A 17,541-nucleotide genomic window follows, 5' to 3' on the forward strand; every position below is an offset into this window, starting at 1 on the left:
ACTGCGCACGATGCTGCCCCTGCTCGACGATATTCGCCTCATCGCCTTCGATCTCGACGGTACCTTGATCGACTCCGTACCCGATCTCGCCGCGGCGGTGGACGCGATGCTGGAGGACATGGCGTGCCCGCCTGCGGGCGAGACCAAGGTGCGCGACTGGGTCGGCAACGGTTCGCAGCTGCTGGTATCCCGGGCGCTGGCGGACGCCCGTGGCAATGAGCCGGATGCGGCGACGCTTTCACGCGCGCACGCACATTTCCTCGCGCACTATCGTACCGCGCCCTGCGTGCGCACCCGGGTTTTCCCCGGCGTGCGCGAGGCGCTGGAAGGGCTCTCTGCCCGCGGCCTGGTGCTGGCGCTGATCACCAACAAGCCGGCGGCCTTCATCGACCCGATCCTCGAGGCACTGGCGCTGCGCGACTATTTCCAATTGACCCTGGGCGGCGACTCGCTGCCCGAGAAGAAGCCGCACCCGGCGCCGCTGTTGCACCTGGCCGCGCACTTCGACATCGCCCCGCAGCACTGCCTGATGGTCGGCGACTCGCGCCACGACATCGAGGCAGGCAAGCGCGCCGGCTTTCGTACCCTGGCGGTGCCCTACGGCTACAACCACGGTGAGCCGGTGGCGGCGAGCGCCCCCGACGGTTTGGTTGAATCGCTTCAGGAACTCGTTTAGGGTTTTTCGAGCGGCGCCGCGCCCTGGCTGGCGCCGGCTGCGAGCCGTCATTTCACGCCCCTTTTCTCTGGACCGAGCCCCACATGCAACCGGATAGCCGACGCCCCGTGTGTTCCAGCGCCCTGATGCGCCACGTCAAGCGTTGGCGATGGTGACCGTCAGCCCGATTGCCTTATCTGCCTGTCGCTGATTTTCACTGTTGGAGCCCGGTCTCATGACGATGACCCCTGAGCGTTTTGCCGAGCTGGCGCAAGCCGGCTACAACCGTATTCCCGTGACCCGCGACGTGCTCGCCGATCTGGATACGCCGCTGTCGACCTATCTCAAGCTGGCCGATGCCCCCTGGACCTTCCTGCTCGAATCGGTACAGGGCGGCGAGAAGTGGGGGCGCTACTCGATCATCGGTCTGCCCAGCCGCGAGCGCATCGAGGTGCGTGGCTTCACCGTACGCCATTTGATCGACGGCGAGCAGCACGGGGTCGCCGAGGTAGCCGACCCGCTGGCCTGGATCGAGCAGTTCCAGGCGCGCTTCAAGGTGCCGCACCTGGATGATCAGCCGCGCTTCGACGGCGGCCTGGTGGGCTATTTCGGTTACGACACCATCCGCTACATCGAACCGCGGCTGCGCAGCGAGCGCGCCGCCGAGAAGCCCGACCCGATCGGGGTGCCGGACATTCTGCTGATGGTGTGCGACGACCTGGTGGTGTTCGACAATCTCTCTGGCCGGCTGCAGCTGTGGACCCACGCCGACCCGCAGGAGACGGATGCGCTGGCCTCGGCCTGGGAGCGGCTCGAGGCGCTCGAACTCAAGCTGCGTAGCGCGACCTTCAACACCCTGAGCCCGGGTACCGGGCGCAACGACGTGGCCGAACAGGACTTCCACGCCAGCTTCAGCGAGCAGGGCTACAAGGAGGCGGTGGCGCGTATCAAGGAGTACGTGCTGGCCGGCGATCTGATGCAGTGCGTCCCCTCCCAGCGCATGTCGATCCCGTATCAGGCGCCGCCGCTGGATCTCTACCGCGCCCTGCGCAGTCTCAACCCGTCGCCCTACATGTTCTTCCTCAATCTGGACGATCACCACGTGGTCGGTGCCTCGCCGGAGATCCTGACCCGGCTGGAGGGTGACGAGGTCACGGTGCGGCCGATCGCCGGTACGCGTCCGCGTGGCGCCACGCCGGCCGAGGACAAGGCGCTGGAGGAGGAGCTGCTGGCCGATCCCAAGGAGATCGCCGAGCACCTGATGCTGATCGACCTGGGACGCAACGACATCGGCCGCATCAGCCAGACCGGGACGGTGGAGGTGACCGATCGCATGGCGATCGAGCGCTACTCCCACGTCATGCACATCGTTTCCAACGTCACCGGCAAGCTGCGCGGCGGCATGTCGGCGATGGATGTGCTGCGCGCCACCTTCCCTGCGGGGACGCTCTCCGGGGCGCCCAAGATTCGCGCCCTGGAGGTGATCGACGAGCTCGAACCGGTCAAGCGCGGCATCTATTCCGGCGCGGTGGGCTATCTCTCCTGGCACGGCAACATGGACATGGCGATCGCCATCCGCACCGCTGTGCTCAAGGATGGCGAGCTGCACGTGCAGGCGGGCGGGGGCATCGTCGCCGACTCCGATCCCGACGACGAGTGGCAGGAGACGCTCAACAAGCGCCGCGCGCTGTTCCGCGCGGTGGCGATGGCGGAGAAAGGGCTCGACAACCTCGACTGACGTCGTCGGCTGTCATTCTGGTGTCATGCTTGTCGCTTTCCATCGGGAGGCATGACCCATGCCAATTCCGCTTCTCGCGATGATCTCCGACCCGCTGTCGCCGCCGCGCGCCAGCGGACCCTGCCACCGCGGCGTCACGTCATGACACGCGCCTGGCGCTGGTGGCGGGTGGCCTTGGTGGCGGGGCTCGGCGTCGCCCTGTGTGTGCTGTTCGCGGCGCACGGCGGCGTGCCCCGTGGCTGGCTCGAAGAGCTCCAGCTGCTGCCTTTCACCCTCGCCATGATCGTACTGCCGGCGCTGGGCGTACCCATGACTCCCTTCTTCATCATCGCCGGGCTGCGCTTCGGCGTGGCCGGCGGTCTTGCCGTGGCCGCACTGGCGACGCTATGCAATCTGCTGCTCTGCTATGCCATCGCCCACTCTCGCCTGCGTCCGCGTCTGCGTCAGTTGCTTCAGCGGCGTTTCCCGGCGCTGGCGGCGCTCGACGTGGATCGCCGCAGCGCCTGGCGAGTGACCTTCCTGATCAAGCTGGTGCCGGGCGTGCCGATGTTCGTCAAGCACTACGCCCTCGGTGTGGCCGGTGTGCCGCGCTCGATCTATCTCACGGTGGCGCTGCTGACCACGGGCCCTTATGGGGTGGCCTTCGTGGTTCTGGGAGAGTCCGCCCTGAGTGGGGATCTAGGGCAGGCGCTGGGCGCGCTGGCGGCACTGGCGCTGATTGCAGTGTCGCTGCTGGCCTGGCGTCAGGCGCGCCGGCGTCGGCTGGCACAGCGGGCAATCAAGAGTGACGCAGGGCGAGTGAAAGGCGGATAGAGGGCGAATAGACGAGGCAGCCAGACGACGCCGAGCAGGCTCGCCGCGCCGCCGGCACCGCCGCCCGCGTCAGGGCCGGCGGCGATGGGGGGGGGGTAGCGCGTTGCGTTGGCTCAGTCGGCCTGGTTCAGTCGACCTGGCCCAGCAGCAGGAACTCGATCAGCGCCTTCTGCGCGTGGAGGCGGTTGCCGGCCTCCTGCCACACCACCGCGCGCGGGTCGTCGAGCAGGGTGGTGCTGATCTCTTCGCCGCGATGCGCCGGCAGGCAGTGCAGGAAGATGGCGTCGGCGGCGGCCTGGTCGAGCAGCGCTTCGGTGACCTGGAAGCCGTCGAAATCGCGCTCGCGCTTGGCCTGCTCCTCCTCCTGGCCCATAGAGGCCCACACGTCGGTGGTCACCAGATCGGCACCGCGCACGGCCACGCTGGGGTCGCGCACGATCAGCGCGTGGTCACCGGCGGCATCGAGAATGTCCTGACGTGGCTCGTAGCCCTGCGGGCAGCAGATGCGCAGCTGGAAGTCGAACTGCCGGGCGGCGTTGATCCAGGAGTGGCACATGTTGTTGCCATCGCCGATCCAGACGGCGGTCTTGCCCGTGACCGCGCCGCGGCACTCGGTCCAGGTCATGACGTCGGCGAGCAGCTGGCACGGATGGTAGTCATCGGTGAGGGCGTTGATCACCGGCACCGTGCTGCTGGCGGCGAACGTCTCGAGACCGTCGTGGGAGAAGGTACGGATCATCACCGCATCGACCATCTCCGAGAGCACCCGGGCGGTGTCGCCGATCGGTTCGCCGCGGCCGAGCTGGGTATCGCGCGGCGACAGGAACAGCGCATGCCCGCCGAACTGAGCCATTGCGGTCTCGAACGAGACCCGGGTGCGGGTCGAGGACTTCTCGAAGATCATCGCCAGGGTACGATTGCTGAAAGGGGTGTAGGTCGGCCCCTGGGTCTTCAGTTCGTGCTTGATCTTGATCGCGCGCTGAATCAGATAGGCGAGCTCGTCGCGGGAGAGATCCAGCAGGGTCAGAAAGTGGCGTGCGCTCATGGGCAGTTCCCGTTCGTTTTGGCCAAGGAATCACTGCATAAATGCCTGCACAAGCGAATGGCTGCGTTACGCGGTACTGGAACGCCAGCTCGGTCGAAAGCTCGCCTAACCCCATGTTATGTCTCGCTTTCTGCGTTCCGGGCGCCTTGCCCTTCATCTTGTTCGGCGATTTATTCAGCGTTTCCCTAATTCTGCGGCAGCGCCCCTCGCGCCGCGCGGCAAACTCGAATATCGGTCGCCGAGTGGCGGCGGCCGGTTCGCTGCAGGGCGGCCTCGACATCACGCGGTCAAGGCCGCGCGGGGAGGGCCTGCAAAGAAAAAAAGCGCCGCGAGCGAAAAGCCGTCTGAACGGATCGCTGAACGGCGCCGTCACCGGCTGAGCTGCATGCCGGTTCGTGCGAGAGTCGTTCATCCTAACCAGCCCCCTGCAGCCGCGCAATGGCCCGCAGTGGCGACGGCTGGCCAGAGTAGGTTGGCGATCGCCGGGGCAGGGGTGTTTTCGTGCCACGTCATCAGTAGAATGAGTACCACGGTCAAACTTCATGCAGCCACGCGACGGGCGCCGTGATCGCGCCCGTCCCGTCAAAGGACGTCCCATGAGCGATACCCTCGATACCATCAAGCAGCAGATCGGCGACAACGCGATCCTGCTCTACATGAAAGGCACTCCGCAGCTGCCGCAGTGCGGCTTCTCCGCCCAGGCGGTGCAGGCGCTGATGGCTTGCGGCGAGCGTTTCGCCTTCGTCAACATCCTGGACAACCCGGACATTCGCGCCGAGCTGCCCAAGTACGCCAGCTGGCCGACCTTTCCGCAGCTGTGGATCAATGGTGAGCTGGTCGGCGGCTGCGATATCATCGTCGAGATGTACCAGAGCGGTGAGCTCGAGCCGATGGTCAAGGAAGCGGCGGCGAAGTCGGCGGAAGCTTCCAGCGACAGCTGAGCAGACGTTTCCTTTATCGCGGCCATAGGTCGCGAGACTAGAAACGCCAACGCCGCCCCGAATTCGGGGCGGCGTTGGCGTTTTTAGAGAGGCGTTTTCAGCGGGTCTTGTGCAGACGGGTGCACTCGACGCAGGGCTCAAATATCCTCGAAGCCCTGCTCGCGCATCGCCAGGTGCCAGCCGCCGAGATCCTTGAAGCGGTTGACGATGGCGCAGAACAGCGCGGCGGTGCGTTCGGTGTCGTAGCTGGCCGAGTGCGCCTCGGCGTTGTCGAACTCGATACCGGCGGCCTGACAGGCGCGGGCGAGTACGGTCTGGCCGTAGGCCAGCGCCGACAGGGTGGCGGTATCGAAACTCGAGAAGGGGTGAAACGGGTTGCGCTTGATGCCGCAGCGCTGGATCGCGGCGTTCAAGAAGCCGTGATCGAAGGCGGCGTTGTGTCCGACCAGAATGGCCCGCGTGCAGCCGTGGGACTTGATCGTCTTGCGGATCGGCTTGAACAGACCGTCCAGCGCCTCTTTCTCGCTCACCGCGATCTGCTGGCGGAAGGGGCTGTCGAGATCGATGCCGGTGAAGTCCAGCGCCGACTGTTCGACATTGGCCCCCGCGAACGGCACCACATGGAAGGAGAGCGTCTCCAGTGGCAGCAGGTTGCCCTGTTCGTCCATCGTCAGCGGCACTGCCGCGACCTCGAGCAGGGCATCGGTGGCGGCGTTGAAGCCGCCGGTCTCGATATCGACCACCACCGGGAGATATCCACGAAAACGCTGCGCCATCAGCTCTCTCGTGCTGGCGTCCGACATGCAAGTACTCCCGTTGCCTGGGTTGGCGGCGATGGCACCGCCCGAATCGAAGCAGCGCCGCGTGGCACGTCCTCGCGAGACGGCCGCCGTGGCGCTTGTGTTGAATGGCGAAAAGTCTAGCAGTTTCGGGCCTCGGCGTCCTGCCGCTCGGTATTCGTGCGGGGGCGAGGGCGTTATAATCCGGGATCGATTCGCGCGCACAGCCGCCCGTGCCGCCCGCCGCGGGCGGCTGTGCCACCATCAGCCACGCTCGACGCCAGCCGTTCGAGCGCTCTTGGCCTTCGTGCCTCGAGACGTCACACCCAAGGAGTTGCCGCATGTCCGATATCAAGAAGGTCGTCCTCGCCTATTCTGGCGGCCTTGATACTTCCGTGATCGTGAAGTGGCTGCAGGAGACCTATGCCTGTGAAGTGGTCACCTTCACCGCCGATATCGGCCAGGGCGAAGAGGTCGAGCCCGCGCGTGCCAAGGCACAGGCGCTCGGGGTCAAAGAGATCTACATCGAGGACCTGCGCGAGGAGTTCGTGCGCGACTACGTCTACCCGATGTTCCGCGCCAACACCATCTACGAAGGCGAGTACCTGCTGGGCACCTCCATTGCGCGCCCGCTGATCGCCAAGCGCCTGATCGAGATCGCCAACGAGACCGGCGCCGACGCCATCTCCCACGGCGCCACCGGCAAGGGCAACGACCAGGTGCGTTTCGAGCTGGGCGCCTACGCGCTCAAGCCGGGAGTCAAGGTGATCGCGCCGTGGCGCGAGTGGGATCTGACTTCGCGCGAGAAGTTGATGAACTACTGCGAAGAGCACCAGATTCCGGTGGACTTCTCCAAGAGCAAGAAGAAGTCGCCCTACTCGATGGATGCCAACCTGCTGCACATCTCCTACGAGGGCGGCATTCTCGAGGATCCGTGGGCCGAGGCCGAAGAGGACATGTGGCGCTGGAGCGTGTCGCCCGAGGCGGCGCCGGACACCCCGACCTATATCGAGCTCACCTTCGAGAAGGGCGACGTGGTGGCGATCGACGGCGAGCGTCTGAAGCCGCACGAAGTCCTGGCCAAGCTCAACAAGCTGGGTGGCGACAACGGCGTCGGGCGCCTCGATATCGTCGAGAACCGCTATGTCGGCATGAAATCGCGTGGCTGCTACGAGACCCCGGGAGGCACCATCCTGCTGCGTGCCCATCGCGCCATCGAATCGATCACCCTGGACCGTGAAGCGGCCCACCTGAAAGACGAGCTGATGCCGAAGTACGCCAAGACCATCTACAACGGCTACTGGTGGAGCCCGGAGCGGCGCATGTTGCAGGCGGCGATCGACGAGACCCAGGAGTTCGTCAACGGCACGGTGCGGGTCAAGCTCTACAAGGGCAGCGCCACGGTGGTGGGGCGCAAGTCCGAGCAGTCGCTGTTCGACGAGTCGATCGCGACTTTCGAGGATGACGCCGGTGCCTACGACCAGAAAGATGCCGAGGGCTTCATCAAGCTCAACGCCCTGCGCCTGCGCATCGCCGCCGGCAAGGGCCGTTCCGCCAGCTGAGGCCGAAACCGGCGCGGTGCCGCGCCGGTCATCGCACGAGGGGAGGGTGCCATGCTCAAGAAACTGTTCTCCGGCCTGCTGGGTGGCGGGCGCGAAGCGGATGCGGCCAAGCCGCAGAAGGAGCGCGAGGCGATCGAGTACAAGGGGTTTCTGATCGTGCCGGCGCCGCAGGCGGCCAACGGTCAGTACCGGGTCAGCGGCTGGATTCGCAAGCCCGGCGACGATGGCCAGATGCGCGAGCGGCGCTTCGAGCGCTCCGACGTGGTGCCTGGCGAAGATGCCTGCGTGGCGCTGACGGTGAGCAAGAGCCAGCGCTATATCGATGATATCGGTGAGGCGATGTTCGAGCAGGCGCACTGAGCCCGGCCATTCCCCTGGTCAAACGATGACGGCGCCCCTGGGCGCCGTCGTCTTTTGTGCTCTCCTATTTTTTTGTACCGCCCTCGTTCGCGCTGCGCACCTCTCCCTCGTCCGCAGATGCTGCTGACTGGAAAAAGCCCTTGCTCGAGACAGCCCGAGTTGAGATAGCCCTACTCGAGATAGTACTACTCGACATGGCCCCATGCGAAATAGCCCATGTGAGATAGCCCCATGAAAGCGCTACTGCTGTCCGCCTACGCCGCGGTGAGCCATCGGGTCTGGGCCGATGGCCTGGTGGCTGCCTTCCCCGAGATCGCCTGGACGCGCCTGGAACTGCCGCCGCGCCACTTCGCCTGGTCGATCCGCGCCAACCCGCTGATCTGGCAGGTCACCCAGGAGGCGGCGCTGGCGCAGACATACGATCTGGTGGTGGCGACTTCGATGGTGGATCTGGCCACCCTGGTCGGGCTCTGCCCGGCGCTGGCTCGGGCGCACAAGGTGGTCTACTTCCACGAGAACCAGTTCGCCTTTCCCGCCTCCGCCCAGCAGACCCCGCGCCCCGAGCCGATGATGGTCAATCTCTACGCGGCCATGGCGGCGGATAGCGTGGTGTTCAACAGCCGCTACAACCGCGACAGCTTCTGTGACGGCGTGCGTGACTTTCTCGGCCGCATGCCGGGCCGGCCGCGTCCTCAGGCCTGGCTCGAGAGCCTGGCCGAGCGCGCCCGGGTGCTGCCGGTGCCGCTGCCCGAGTCGGCGCCGCGCCAGGCCAACGGCGGCAACCGGATCGTGTGGAACCACCGCTGGGAGTATGACAAGAATCCGGAGGCGTTCTTCGCCGCCCTGGGGCAGCTGATCGAGGAGGAGGTGGCGTTCGAGGTCGCCGTCATGGGCCAGCAGTTCCGCGCCCGCCCGGCGATCTTCGATCAGGCCCGTGACTGGCTGGGTGAGCGCGTGGTGTGCTGGGGCGAACAGCCCGGCGAGGTCTATCACCAGATGCTCGACTCGGGCGCCATCGTGGTCTCCACCACCGATCACGAATTCCAGGGTTTGGCGATCATGGAGGCGGTGACCCGCGGCTGTGTGCCGCTGGTGCCCGACCGGCTCTGCTTCCCTGACTACTACGACGACGTCTACCGCTATCGCGGTGGCGCCGAGGCGCTGGCCGCGCGCCTGGGGCAGTGGCTGCGTCATCCCGAGCAGCGCCCGGCGCTACCCGATGCCCGCGCCTGGCAGTGGCCACGCTGGCGCGACGCCTATGCTGCCGTGCTGGGGGTTGAGTAGCGCGCTCGAACGTCGACGCTCGGGGCTGGCGGCGACACCGATAACCCCCTATCGTTAAGCCAAGTTTGATCTCTAGCCAAGGATGCTCCGCTCATGATCGTCGTCCATCACCTGGAAAACTCCCGCTCCCAGCGCATCCTCTGGATGCTCGAAGAGCTGGAACTCGATTACGAGATCGAGATCTACCGCCGTGATCCCAAGACCATGCTGGCACCCGCGGCGCTGAAACGGATCCATCCGCTCGGCAAGTCGCCGGTCATCACCGACGATACTCATATGGTGGCGGAATCCGGCGCGATCATCGAATATCTCGTCACCCGCTATGGTGGCGAAGCTCTGGTGCCGGAGACCGGGACGCCGGAGCGGCTGCGTTATACCTACTGGATGCATTACGCCGAAGGCTCGGCCATGCCGTTGCTGGTGATGAGACTGGTATTTTCGAAGTTGGGCAAACCGCCCGTACCTGCGGTCATCCGGCCCATCGGCAAACTGCTGGCCAATGGCGTCCGGCAGAAGTTCCTCGACCCCCAACTCGAGATGCATCTCGATTACTGGGAGCGTGAACTGAGCCAGCACGCTTGGTTCGCAGGAGAGGCATTCAGCGCGGCCGATATTCAGATGAGCTTCCCGTTGCTGGCGGCTGAAAGTCGTGCCGACCTCTCCGAGCGTCCTCATATCAGAAAAGTGTTGCAGAATATGCGCGACCGTCCGGCCTATCAAAGGGCGATCGAGAGAGGCGGTGAGTTGCGGTTGTGAGATCTTGTGTATCCCGGTTGGGAGAGACGGGGTGATCGGCTCGGTAGTTCCTGTACGGGTGGGTGGTGTCGTCAGCCCTGCGTGCATTGCCATGGATCAAGGAGTGTCTATGCGTGTTTTTACCCGGAAGTTCGCCGTCGTGGCGGGGTTGAGTAGTGCCAGTCTGATATCGTCGCTCGTCTGGGCCCAGGCGCAGCAGGGCGATTCGCCGTTCGATCAGCAGCCGGAGGCTCGCCTGGCGTGCAGCAAGCTGCAGACGCAGATCGAGCAGACGATTCGCGCCAATGGCGCGCGCCACTTTCTGCTGGAGATCGTCGATAACGACCAGGTCGAGGGTGGTGTGGTGCGGGCCGACGAGCCGCATGCCGGTGCCGAAGTGGTTGGCAGCTGCGACGGGGGAACGCGCAAGATCGTCTATAGCCGCCACGGTGCGACCGAGAGCAGCGCACCAGCCGCCGCCTCGACGCCGGAAGCCCCGGATGACGCTGGCTCTGGCGCGGCCGGCGCCGAGCCGTCCCAGGCCGAGCCCTCCAGCGCGACCACGGGGGATACTGCCGGCGAGACGTCTACCGCCGAGGCGACCGGTAGCGCGGGCTCTCAGCCCGAGGCGCCGGCAGACGAGATGAGCGATGCGTCGAGTAGCACGACGTCTGACAGTGCTCAGTCAGAAGGTGCTACGTCAGAAAGTGCTCAGTCAGAAGGCGCTACGTCGGATAGCACACCAGCGGCGGAAAACGGGCCGACTGATGATCTGGGCCGCCAGGGCGAAGACGGGCGAGTGCGCGATACGCTGAAGCCGGCCACCTCACCTTGAATCCGGCGCGGTGATGCGCCGGCATCACCGCGCTCAGGCGATCTCGACCTTGTCGGGATACTCGCACAGATCCTCGATCACGCAGCTGCCGCAGCGGGGCTTGCGCGCCAGACAGGTGTAGCGGCCGTGCAGGATCAGCCAGTGGTGCGCATCCTTGAGATACCCTTTGGGAACATGGCGCAGCAGCTTCTGCTCGACCTCCAGTACGTTCTTGCCCTTGGCGATGCGGGTGCGGTTGGCGACGCGAAAGATATGCGTGTCGACCGCCATCGTCAGTTCGCCGAAGGCGGTGTTCAGAATCACATTGGCGGTCTTGCGCCCCACGCCGGGCAGCGCTTCCAGTTCGGCGCGGGTGCGCGGGATGTCTCCCGCGTAGCGCTCGACCAGGATATGGCAGGTCTTCATCAGGTTCTCGGCCTTGGTGTTATAGAGACCGATGGTCTTGATATGCGCCTTCAGCCCGTCGAGTCCGAGATCGATGATCGCCTGAGGGGTATTGGCCACTGGGAACAGCCTGGCAGTGGCCTTGTTGACGCCGACATCGGTGGCCTGGGCCGAGAGCAGGACCGCCGCCAGCAGCTCGAACGGCGTGCTCCAGTTCAACTCGGTGGTCGGGTTGGGGTTGTGCGCCTTCAGACGGGCGAAGATCTGTTCACGCTTGCTCGCGTTCATGCGGCTATCTCGCTGTGGCTGTCTCGGACTGGGCTTGCGTCACTCGGTCAGGGTCAAATGCCCGCTCCGCCTGATGTCGACGCGGCCTCGCGGGCTCGACGCAGATGGCTCTCGGCTTCGATGATGTGTTCACGGGCTTGCTCGGCCTCGGCGTGCTTGCCCTCGCGTTCGAGCCGGGCCGCGGTCTGTTGCGCCTTACGCAGCGCCTGCTCGGCGGCGGCCACCGCGATGTGCGGTACTGCCGGGGCGGTCGATGCCGGCGGGGCGCCTTCCAGCTGACGCTCGATCTCTGTCTGCTGGGTCTCCAGCGTTGCCAGGCGCTGTTCGAGGGCGGCGCGCGCCTCGCCGCTGGCTTGATCGCGCTGGCGCGTGAGACGTCGGGCCTTGGCGCTGAGGGTGGCGCGCTGGGCCCTGAGCGCGGTGGTGTCCACACTGGCGCTGGGAGCTGTCGTCTCGGCTGGGACGCGGCTGGCCGCCAGGCGACGCTCACGCTTGCGCCGCTTCTCCTCGGCCTTGTGCGCCAGGCGGCGATTGCGCGCCTCGAAGCGCCGGCGCCCGTTAGCGGCGCGCCGGTCGAGATAGCGCTGACGCTCGGTCGTATCGGCGGCGCTGTGCCACTGCGGATGCGTGACGAGATCGATGCAGTCCACCGGGCAGGGCGCCACGCAAAGCTCGCAGCCGGTGCACTCGGATTCGATCACGCTGTGCATCTGCTTGGCCGCACCGAGGATCGCATCCACCGGGCAGGCCTGTATGCACTTGGTGCAGCCGATACACTCGGCCTCGCGGATCACCGCCAGCAGCGGTGTCTGGGCGGGTTCGATCAGCGCCAGCGCAGGCCGCCCGGTGAGCGCTGCCAGGCGATCGCGGGTCGCCTCGCCGCCGGGAGGGCAGCGGTTGACGGCTTCACCGGCGACGATCGCCTCGGCATAGGGACGGCAGCCCGGGTGGCCACACTTGCCGCACTGGGTCTGGGGCAGTTCGGCGTCGATACGTTCGACGCTGATCTCGGCAAGGGACAAGCGCAGGCTCCGGGGTCGTAATGGCGGGGGAAAAGCGCTCCATTATAGCCCCTTGCCGCTGGCGCTTCGAGGCGCACCGGGCGCCGGCCCGCAACGAAAGCGCGGCCATGAGGCCGCGCGTGGGGGAGCAGTGCGCTGGCAGGGCGAGGCTCAGGTCACACGCTGCCCCGGTTTGGCGCCGCTATCCGGTGACAGCAGGTAGATGCCGGCGTCTTTCTGGTCAGGGGCATCGCCCGCCGCCAGCACCATCCCTTCGGAGACGCCGAAGCGCATCTTGCGCGGCGCCAGGTTGGCGACCATCACCGTCAACCGGCCTTCGAGCGCCTCGGGGGCGTAGACCTTGCGGATGCCGGAGAAGACCGTGCGCGTCTCGCCGCCCAGGTCGAGGGTCAGCTTGAGCAGCTTGTTGGAGCCTTCGACATATTCGGCGCGCTGGATTTCGGCGACCCGCAGATCGACCTTGATGAAGTCATCGAAGGCGATTTCGTCGGCGATCGGCGTCTCCGTGAGCGGCGAAGGTCCTGCCGGACGCGCATCGCCGCCGTCGGTCAGCTTCTTCTCCTCGGCGAGCACCTCTTTGGAGGCTTCGATCATCGCAGCGATCTTGTCGCTTTCGACCCGGGTCATCAGCGGCTTGAACTTGCCGATGGCGTGATCCTCGAGCACCTGCTGGCGGCTGGCCCAGTCGAGCGAGTCGAGCTGCAGGAAGTGACGCGCCTGCTCGGCCATCGCCGGTACCACCGGCTGCAGGTAGACCATCAGCGTGCGGAACAGATTGATGCCCACCGAGCAGATGTCGATCACCTCCTGCTCGCGTCCTCCCTCCTTGGCCAGCACCCAGGGCGCCTTGTCGGCGATATAGGTGTTGGCTTCGTCGGCGAGCTCCATGATCCGGCGCATGGCGCGGCCGAATTCGCGGGCCTCGAAGTCGGCGGCGATCTCGTCACCCGCGGCGATGAAGCGGGCCACGAGTTCCGGTTCGGCGCATTGGGCGGAGAGCTGGCCGCCGGCGAGCTTGTTGATGAAGCCGGCACAGCGGCTGGCGATATTGACCACCTTGCCCACCAGGTCGGCGTTGACGCGGGCGGCGAAGTCCTCGAGGTTGAGATCGAGGTCGTCGACGCGGGAGCTCAGCTTGGCCGCGAAGTAGTAGCGCAGATACTCCGGATTGAGGTGCTCGGCGTAGGTCTGCGCCTTGATGAAGGTGCCCCGGGACTTGGACATCTTGGCGCCGTTGACGGTCACGAAGCCGTGGCAGTTGATGCCGCTCGGCGTGCGCATGCCGGCACCTTCGAGCATTGCCGGCCAGAACAGGGCGTGGAAGTAGACGATGTCCTTGCCGATGAAGTGGTAGACCTCGGCCTCGGAGTCGGCCTTCCAGTAACTGTCGAAATCGAGGCCTTCACGCTCGCACAGGTTCTGGAAGCTGGCCAGGTAGCCGATCGGCGCATCGAGCCAGACGTAGAAGTACTTGCCCGGGGCGTCGGGAATCTCGAAGCCGAAGTAGGGCGCATCGCGGGAGATGTCCCACTCGTTGAGCCCGGCGTCGAACCACTCCTGCAGCTTGTTGGCGATCTGCGGCTGGACCCGGCCGGAGCGTGTCCAGCGCTTCAGGAAGTCTTCGAAATCCGGCAGCTTGAAGAAGTAGTGGGTCGAGGTGCGCACTTCCGGCGTGGCGCCGCTGATCGCCGACACCGGGTTGATCAGCTCCGCCGGCGTGTAGGTGGCGCCGCAGGCTTCGCAGTTGTCACCGTACTGGTCCGCGGTGCCGCACTTGGGACAGGTGCCCTTGATGAAGCGGTCGGCCAGAAACATGCCCTTGACCGGGTCGTACATCTGCTCGATATCGCGGGTGCTGATGTGACCGGCGTCGTGCAGGGCGCGGTAGATACGCTCGCTGTGGGCGCGGTTCTCTTCCGAGTGGGTCGAGTGATAATTGTCGAAGGCGACCCCGAAACGGGCGAAGTCCGCCTGGTGCTCGTCGCTCACCTTCTGGATCAGCTGCTCCGGGGTGAGGCCCTCCTGCTCGGCGCGCAGCATGATCGCAGTGCCGTGGGCGTCGTCGGCGCAGACATAGTGGCATTCGTGGCCGCGGCTCTTCTGGAAGCGCACCCAGATATCGGTCTGGATGTACTCGAGCAGGTGGCCCAGGTGGATCGAGCCGTTGGCGTAGGGCAGGGCACTGGTGACCAGGATCTGGCGCGAGAGCGAAGCGTTGTTCGACATGGTGACTAGACGATTCCCGTGACGAAATCTCCGCGGGGCCGGCTGACGACGCCGCGGGGATGAATAGGCTGTAGACTTGGGCGACGATTGTAGCATCGCTGGCGACGATGCGCGCTGCCCATGCCGCGGGCGGCGAGGCCCGGCGATCTGGCATCATGCGAATGCGCAGAGATAGCCCTGAAGCGCCTGTCATCGAGACAAGAGGAGAACCCTGCATGCAGACAGAGGCAAGCCGCCGCGCGGCACGCTCAGCGATGCCGTGGTGGCGCCGGGTGTGCCTGGGTTTCGTGCTGCTGTGGTTCACCCTCGGCGGTATCGCGCACTTCCTCTATGCCGATGTCATGGTCACGATCATTCCGCCGGGGCTGCCATGGCCGCGCCTGGCGGTATGGGTGAGCGGTGTCTTCGAACTGCTCGGCGTGGTGGGGCTTTTGCTGCCGCGCTGGCGCCGTCTGGCCGGGTGGGGACTGGTGCTGCTGACGCTCTGCGTGACCCCGGCCAACGTCTACATGTGGCTGCACTCCGATGCCTTCCCCGCCGTGCCGGGGTGGCTGCTGCTGTGGCGCCTGCCGTTCCAGCTCTGGATTCTGTTCGCCATCGTCGTCGGGTCAGGGTTGTGGCCTCGTCGCGATCGTCAGGCGTGAATGGGGAGATGGCAGGGATAGGCGTCAAGGCGCGGCGGGTCAGAACCTCTGCTATCGCGAGTGTGACGTAAACCATCTTGAGAAGGTGAAGTGGGTATCTCATCCTCGGTGCATAGTGGCAGGCAAGCGCGCTTCACCAATCGTCGAGGATGGGTCATTGAACAAACCGCGTATACGGCTGTGCGCCGTGGCCAAGGATGAAGGGCCTTATCTGGCCGAGTGGGTCTTTCATCATCTGCACGTCGGGTTCGATCAGATCCACGTCCTGCTCAATCGCACCTCGGACACCTCGGCGGCGGTGCTCGGGCGTATCGGGCAGGCTTATCCCCAGGTCACCTTCGAGTTCATCGACTGGGTCGACCTGTGCGATCCCAGCGTGGGGCGCAAGCTGCAGACCATCGCTTACGCCAAGGCGCTGGCAGATGCTCGCGCGGCGGGTGTCGACTGGCTGATGTTCCTGGATATCGACGAGTTCTGGACGGCGCAGGACCTCACCACCCGCGTGGATCAACTGATCGCGCGACTGTGTGGTGACACACCGCGCCCGATCAGCTTCCTGTGGCACTGCGAGCTGGGCCAGGCGCAGGCGTTCTGCCCACTGCAGAACGGCGCCGGCTACGAACTCTCGTCGCACCTGAAGACGCTGTTCCCGATCCAGGGTATCGAGATCCAGCACGTGCGCGTGCACCATCCGATCTTCGGTCGCGACGTCGTGCCGATCGACGCCGACGGCAATCCGATGGTCTACAGCGAGACCCAGCCGGAGCTGGCCGACAACACCGCGATCGTCCCGCGCCAGGCTTACGTGATTCACCGCATGTACCGCTCCGAGGAGGAGTACCTGGCGCTGCTGCTGCGCGGGCGCCCCTCGGGCAAGCAGCAGCTCAAGACCAACCGCCCGGGCTACCGCTCGCACCGTAACGTCAAGGTGGGGCGCCGAATGGTGTGGCCGGGGGAGGTCTTCGCCGCCTATGACAGCGCCAAGCGTGACTTCATGCAGCAGTTGCAGCTCGGTGAGCTGACCGAGCGCGATCGTGAGGCGATCCGCCAGCGCGCCGCGCGGGCGGTATCCATGCTGCTGGCGCTGGTCGAGCAGGGCGACCCGGATGGCGCCACCCGCTTCCTGCGCGGCACCCGCCACGAAGCGGCGCTGGCTGCGCGTCTCGCCGCCCACGGCGGTGCGGAAGAACTCGGGCGCAGCGCGGCCTCGGGCTGAGCGGGGGCGCGCGACGTCGCAGGGCGGATGTTACAGTTAGCGGCCGAAGTGTCTCGCCGCTGACTGCCTGGAACGCCCTTGATGCCCGATGTCGATCTCTCTCAATCGCTGTGGATGCTGCTGGCCTTCGTCGGCCTGGGCTGGGTGGCGGCGCGACGCCTGCAGCTCGATCCACGGCCCATCGCTACACTGCTGATCTACCTGATCTCGCCGCTGACCTTCTTCAACGCGCTGACCCAGGGGCAACCCAGCGTCGACAAGCTGGCGCTCACCTTCAGCGTGGTGCTGCTCTCGTCGGTTTTGTGTCTCGCGGTCAACGCCGTGGCGGGGCGCTTCTACGCCGAGCAGGAGCGGGCGCTGCTGGCCTTCTCCGCAGGCACCGGCAACACCGGCTACTTCGGTTTCCCCATTGCGCTGGTGCTGCTGCCACCGGAGGGCGTGACCCAGTACCTGTTCTGCATGCTGGGTGTCTCGCTCTACGAGTTCACGGTCGGTTTCTATATCAGCGCGCGGGGCCAGTTCTCGGTGCGCGAGAGCCTGTCGCGACTGGCTCGGCTGCCGCTGATCTACGCCTTTGCCGGCGGTATGCTGATCAGTGCTCTGGGCTGGCAGGTACCGCAGCCGGTCAGTGAAGGGCTGGGCTACTTCAAGTACTGCTTTACCGTGCTCGGCATGATGATCATCGGCATGACGCTGGGCCGCATCAGCTGGCGCGCGGTGGATGGCGCCTTCGTCGTCGGCTGCGTGGTGACCCGCTTCGTGGTCTGGCCGCTGGCAACCCTGGCACTGGCGGTAGCGCTGCGTCTGCTGGGCGACGCCTCCGACTCGCTGGTGCTGGCATTCCTGCTGGTGGGGGCGGTGCCGATGGCCGCCAACGTGGTGGTGATCGCGATGGAGCTGAATATCCGCCCCGAAAAAGGCGCTATCGCCGTGCTGCTGACCACGCTGGCGGCGCCGCTGCTGATTCCGCTCTACCTGGGGCTGGTATTGCCCTGGGTGCTCGGGCTGTAGGGG

At 65.8% G+C, this 17,541-nt stretch carries 18 protein-coding genes; 13 read left to right on the forward strand and 5 right to left on the reverse strand.

The features are described from left to right. Nucleotides 1–10: 10 nt before the first annotated feature. The 3 genes from ABV408_RS08280 to ABV408_RS08290 all read left to right on the forward strand — a co-directional run bounded on the left by ABV408_RS08280 (nt 11) and on the right by ABV408_RS08290 (nt 3,206). On the forward strand, nt 11–676 hold the full coding sequence (locus ABV408_RS08280; protein ID WP_353981935.1) for a phosphoglycolate phosphatase: 666 nt from the start codon (nt 11–13) through the stop codon (nt 674–676). Nucleotides 677–896: 220 nt separating this feature from the next. Continuing rightward, nucleotides 897–2,393 (forward strand): anthranilate synthase component I, encoded by a 1,497-nt coding sequence (gene trpE, locus ABV408_RS08285; protein WP_353982213.1) that lies wholly within the window; start codon nt 897–899, stop codon nt 2,391–2,393. Nucleotides 2,394–2,534: 141 nt separating this feature from the next. Further along, nucleotides 2,535–3,206 (forward strand): VTT domain-containing protein, encoded by a 672-nt coding sequence (locus ABV408_RS08290; protein WP_353981936.1) that lies wholly within the window; start codon nt 2,535–2,537, stop codon nt 3,204–3,206. 127 nt (nt 3,207–3,333) lie between these two features. Here ABV408_RS08290 and argF read toward each other — a convergent pair whose 3' ends face one another. Further along, nucleotides 3,334–4,251, reverse strand: a complete 918-nt coding sequence (gene argF / locus ABV408_RS08295) for an ornithine carbamoyltransferase (protein WP_285952281.1) — start codon at nt 4,249–4,251, stop codon at nt 3,334–3,336. A 41-nt stretch (nt 4,252–4,292) separates the two neighbouring features. Here argF and ABV408_RS08300 point away from each other — a divergent pair, with 41 nt between their 5' ends. Beyond that, nucleotides 4,293–4,631, forward strand: a complete 339-nt coding sequence (locus ABV408_RS08300) for a hypothetical protein (protein ID WP_353981937.1) — start codon at nt 4,293–4,295, stop codon at nt 4,629–4,631. A 216-nt stretch (nt 4,632–4,847) separates the two neighbouring features. Further along, on the forward strand, nt 4,848–5,192 hold the full coding sequence (gene grxD / locus ABV408_RS08305) for a Grx4 family monothiol glutaredoxin (RefSeq protein ID WP_035471998.1): 345 nt from the start codon (nt 4,848–4,850) through the stop codon (nt 5,190–5,192). 137 nt (nt 5,193–5,329) lie between these two features. Here the strand turns inward: grxD and rnt are convergent, their stop codons facing one another. After that, complete coding sequence (rnt, locus tag ABV408_RS08310; protein WP_110676820.1) at nt 5,330–5,995, reverse strand: ribonuclease T; 666 nt, start codon at nt 5,993–5,995, stop codon at nt 5,330–5,332. Between the two features lie 317 nt (nt 5,996–6,312). On the opposite strand from rnt, the gene ABV408_RS08315 reads away from it, so the two are divergent. The 5 genes from ABV408_RS08315 to ABV408_RS08335 all read left to right on the forward strand — a co-directional run bounded on the left by ABV408_RS08315 (nt 6,313) and on the right by ABV408_RS08335 (nt 10,747). After that, entirely contained in the window at nt 6,313–7,533 is a 1,221-nt protein-coding gene (locus ABV408_RS08315) for an argininosuccinate synthase (protein ID WP_353981938.1), read from the forward strand. 51 nt (nt 7,534–7,584) lie between these two features. Beyond that, nucleotides 7,585–7,893 carry an HlyU family transcriptional regulator gene (locus ABV408_RS08320; RefSeq protein ID WP_285952284.1) on the forward strand — a complete coding sequence of 103 codons (309 nt, stop codon included), beginning with the start codon at nt 7,585–7,587 and terminating at the stop codon, nt 7,891–7,893. A 231-nt stretch (nt 7,894–8,124) separates the two neighbouring features. After that, nucleotides 8,125–9,177, forward strand: a complete 1,053-nt coding sequence (locus ABV408_RS08325; protein WP_353981939.1) for a DUF3524 domain-containing protein — start codon at nt 8,125–8,127, stop codon at nt 9,175–9,177. Between the two features lie 93 nt (nt 9,178–9,270). After that, nucleotides 9,271–9,933 carry a glutathione S-transferase gene (locus ABV408_RS08330; RefSeq protein ID WP_353981940.1) on the forward strand — a complete coding sequence of 221 codons (663 nt, stop codon included), beginning with the start codon at nt 9,271–9,273 and terminating at the stop codon, nt 9,931–9,933. A 109-nt stretch (nt 9,934–10,042) separates the two neighbouring features. Next, nucleotides 10,043–10,747 carry a DUF1161 domain-containing protein gene (locus ABV408_RS08335; RefSeq protein WP_353981941.1) on the forward strand — a complete coding sequence of 235 codons (705 nt, stop codon included), beginning with the start codon at nt 10,043–10,045 and terminating at the stop codon, nt 10,745–10,747. A gap of 33 nt (nt 10,748–10,780) precedes the next feature. Here the strand turns inward: ABV408_RS08335 and nth are convergent, their stop codons facing one another. From nth to metG, 3 genes are all read right to left on the reverse strand, one after another. Then, nucleotides 10,781–11,419 (reverse strand): endonuclease III, encoded by a 639-nt coding sequence (nth, locus tag ABV408_RS08340; RefSeq protein WP_285952287.1) that lies wholly within the window; start codon nt 11,417–11,419, stop codon nt 10,781–10,783. A gap of 53 nt (nt 11,420–11,472) precedes the next feature. Beyond that, the gene (locus tag ABV408_RS08345; protein WP_353981942.1) at nt 11,473–12,441 is read right to left on the reverse strand and encodes an RnfABCDGE type electron transport complex subunit B; all 969 of its coding nucleotides are present in this window, start codon (nt 12,439–12,441) and stop codon (nt 11,473–11,475) included. A 150-nt stretch (nt 12,442–12,591) separates the two neighbouring features. Further along, nucleotides 12,592–14,667 (reverse strand): methionine--tRNA ligase, encoded by a 2,076-nt coding sequence (gene metG, locus ABV408_RS08350; protein ID WP_353981943.1) that lies wholly within the window; start codon nt 14,665–14,667, stop codon nt 12,592–12,594. 215 nt (nt 14,668–14,882) lie between these two features. Between metG and ABV408_RS08355 the strand changes: the two genes are divergently transcribed. The 3 genes from ABV408_RS08355 (at nt 14,883) to ABV408_RS08365 (ending at nt 17,538) form a co-directional block, all read left to right on the forward strand. After that, a complete protein-coding gene (locus ABV408_RS08355; protein WP_353981944.1) occupies nt 14,883–15,311 on the forward strand; it encodes a DoxX family protein in 429 nt (142 codons plus the stop codon). A gap of 157 nt (nt 15,312–15,468) precedes the next feature. After that, on the forward strand, nt 15,469–16,527 hold the full coding sequence (locus ABV408_RS08360; RefSeq protein WP_353981945.1) for a glycosyltransferase family 2 protein: 1,059 nt from the start codon (nt 15,469–15,471) through the stop codon (nt 16,525–16,527). 81 nt (nt 16,528–16,608) lie between these two features. Then, nucleotides 16,609–17,538, forward strand: coding sequence for an AEC family transporter (locus ABV408_RS08365; RefSeq protein WP_353981946.1), 930 nt, complete (start codon nt 16,609–16,611; stop codon nt 17,536–17,538). The last annotated feature ends 3 nt before the right edge of the window (nt 17,539–17,541 follow it).

The sequence above is a fragment of the Salinicola endophyticus genome (assembly GCF_040536835.1).
Lineage (GTDB): Bacteria > Pseudomonadota > Gammaproteobacteria > Pseudomonadales > Halomonadaceae > Salinicola > Salinicola endophyticus_A.